General features: G+C 52.6%; 2 protein-coding genes. Both read right to left on the bottom strand.

Going from position 1 to position 3,390, the window contains the following annotated elements:
• Nucleotides 1-2,452, bottom strand: a 2,452-nt coding sequence (gene acnD / locus J5F18_RS14920; protein WP_346299356.1) for a Fe/S-dependent 2-methylisocitrate dehydratase AcnD, incomplete at its 3' end; no start/stop codon positions are given.
• Nucleotides 2,453-2,526: 74 nt separating this feature from the next.
• On the bottom strand, nucleotides 2,527-3,390 hold an 864-nt coding region (locus J5F18_RS14925; protein ID WP_346299357.1), incomplete at its 5' end, for a citrate/2-methylcitrate synthase.

The raw sequence follows: 3,390 nt of genomic DNA on the forward strand, positions 1-3,390 counted from the left end.
AGGTCATTTCTGCACCCGGCGCGATGTCACCTTCAACGTCGTAGGTTTCGGTGCCGTCAAGATTCAACGTTAACCGCGTGGTGCCCGCTAAGAACTCAAGCGGCAACACACCCATACCAATCAAGTTGGTCCGGTGAATACGCTCGAAGCCTTCAGCAACAATCGCTTCAACGCCAGCTAGACGCACGCCTTTCGCCGCCCAGTCCCGCGACGAACCCTGACCATAGTCAGCGCCAGCAATAATAATCAACGGCTGCTTGCGCTCCATGTAGGTTTCAATCGCTTCCCACATGCGCATCACTTTGCCTTCCGGCTCAACCCGCGCCAATGAACCTTGTACCACTTTGCCGCTGTCATCCTTCACCATTTCGTTAAACAGTTTCGGGTTGGCAAACGTCGCACGCTGTGCGGTTAAGTGGTCACCACGGTGCGTGGCATACGAGTTAAAGTCTTCTTCCGGCACACCCATTTTCGCAAGGTATTCACCAGCAGCGCTGTCGGCCATAATCGCATTCGACGGCGACAAGTGGTCGGTGGTGATGTTGTCACCAAGAACCGCTAATGGACGCAGGCCTTTGAGGCTATTCGCGCTGGCCAGTGCACCTTCCCAATATGGCGGGCGACGAATATACGTACTCTGTGGGCGCCAGTCATACAATGGGTTGGTTTTCTCGCCCATGTCGACAGAAATGTTGAACATTGGGTCGTAGACCTTACGGAATTGCTCCGGCTTCACCGCCTTCTTCACAATCGCGTCGATTTCTTCGTCGCTTGGCCAGATATCTTTTAAGGTCACTGGATTGCCGTTTTGGTCAAAGCCCAATGGATCTTTTTCGATATCAAAACGAATGGTACCGGCAATGGCGTAGGCCACAACTAACGGTGGTGACGCCAAGAAAGCTTGCTTCGCATACGGGTGAATACGGCCGTCAAAGTTGCGGTTACCCGACAACACTGCGGTCGCATATAAGTCACGCTCGATAATTTCTTCTTGGATTTTCGGGTCTAATGCACCGCTCATACCGTTACAGGTTGTACAAGCAAAGGCGACGACACCGAAGCCGAGTTGCTCAAGTTCTGGCAATAGCTCAGCGTCTTCAAGGTACATTTTTACCGTTTTTGAACCCGGTGCTAACGAGGTTTTCACCCATGGCTTGCGAGTCAAACCCAGCTTATTCGCGTTGCGCGCAATCAAGCCCGCGGCAATCATGTTGCGTGGGTTTGAGGTATTGGTACAGCTGGTGATCGCGGCAATAATACAGGCGCCGTCAGGCATTTTGCCTTCTTCGTTCTCAACTTTGCCCGAGATTCCACGCGCAGCGAGTTCAGACGCTGGCAGCAAAGCGTGTGGGTTCGATGGCCCAGCGAGGTTGCGTTGCACTTTGCTTAAATCAAAGGTCATCACCCGCTCGTACTCGGCCGTTTTCAAGCTGTCAGCCCATAAACCGGTTTCTTTCGCATACGCTTCGACTAAAGCAACCTGCTTCTCGTCGCGGCCGGTCAAGGTCAAGTAATCAATGGTTTGCTGGTCGATGTAGAACATCGCCGCAGTTGCACCGTATTCCGGTGTCATGTTCGAAATCGTTGCACGATCACCGACGGTCAGGTTGTCTGCACCTTCGCCATAGAACTCAAGGTAAGCACCAACGACGCGCTCGCGGCGCAAGAACTCGGTCAAAGCCAAGACGAGGTCGGTCCCGGTGATCCCCGGTTGCAGCTTGCCGGTCAGCTCGACACCAATAATGTCTGGCAGGCGCATATACGAGGCACGACCGAGCATCACGCTTTCGGCTTCGAGTCCACCAACACCGACTGAAATAACACCCAGCGCATCGACCATTGGCGTATGACTGTCAGTACCCACACAGGTATCTGGGAAGGCAATGCCATCACGAATTTGCACCACAGGCGACATCTTTTCCAAGTTGATTTGGTGCATGATGCCGTTACCCGGTGGAATCACATCAACGTTCTTAAATGCCGTTTTGGTCCAATTAATAAAATGGAAACGGTCGTCGTTACGGCGATCTTCAATGGCACGGTTCTTTTCAAACGCGTCTTTTTCAAAGCCCGCATGTTCAACCGCCAACGAGTGATCGACGATCAACTGCGTCGGTACCACTGGGTTTACTTTCGCCGGATCGCCGCCTTTGGCCGCAATGGCGTCGCGTAAACCAGCCAAGTCGACTAATGCCGTTTGACCAAGAATGTCATGACACACCACGCGCGCTGGGAACCAAGGAAAGTCCAAGTCCCGTTTGCGCTCAATAATTTGCTGTAATGATGCCGTTAACGTGCTCGGGTCGCAGCGACGAACTAAGTTTTCCGCCAAGATGCGCGAGGTGTACGGTAATTTTTCATAAGCACCCGGCTGAATTGCTTCGACCGCAGCGCGCGTGTCAAAGTATTGCAGATTGGTGCCGGGAAGCTGTTTGCGATATTCAGTATTCATAATCAACCACTAACTAGTCGTTTAATTGAATTGAGCGAAAAAAGGGAGAAGCGCTCGCTTCTCCCTTGACTGTTTTAGCGCTCGTTTAGTGCTGGCACTGGGCGTGGGCCTGGACCGGTGTAATCCGCGCTTGGGCGGATAATCCGGTTGTTGGCACGCTGCTCTTTCACGTGAGCAGTCCAGCCGGTCACCCGTGACATAACGAAAATTGGCGTGAACAGTTTGGTTGGAATACCCATGTAGTGATACGCCGACGCGTGGAAGAAGTCCGCATTCGGGAACAATTTCTTCTCCCGCCACATCACTTCTTCACAACGCACTGACACATCATACAAGCGGCTGTCACCAAACTCTTGGGCCAATTTCTCTGACCATTCTTTGATGATGTCGTTACGTGGATCGAATTCGCTATAAATCGCATGACCGAAGCCCATGATTTTTTCTTTGCGCTCAAGCATGCCCATCAGGGTTTGCTCAGCGTCATCCGCGTCTTTCATGTTCTCAATCAGTTCCATCGCCGCTTCGTTCGCGCCGCCATGCAATGGACCACGCAGTGAACCGATCGCGCCCGTCACACACGAGAAGATATCCGACAAGGTTGAAGCACATACGCGCGCAGTAAAGGTCGACGCGTTAAACTCGTGCTCTGCATACAAAATCAGTGAGGTGTTCATGACCGCTGTGTGCAGTTCGTTGGGCGCTTTGTCGTGCAACAAATGCAAGAAATGCGCGCCAATCGAGTCGTCGTCAGTTTGCGTTTCAATGCGCACGCCGTCATGACTGAAACGGTACCAGTACAACAAAATACTAGGGAATGCGGCGAGCAAACGCTCAATTTTTTCGTCCGCTTGCGAGAAATCGTCTTCCGGCTCGATGTTGCCTAGGAACGAACAACCGGTGCGCATCACGTCCATTGGGTGGGCGTCCGCAGGGATACG

Source organism: Halomonas sp. BM-2019 (genome assembly GCF_017584085.1).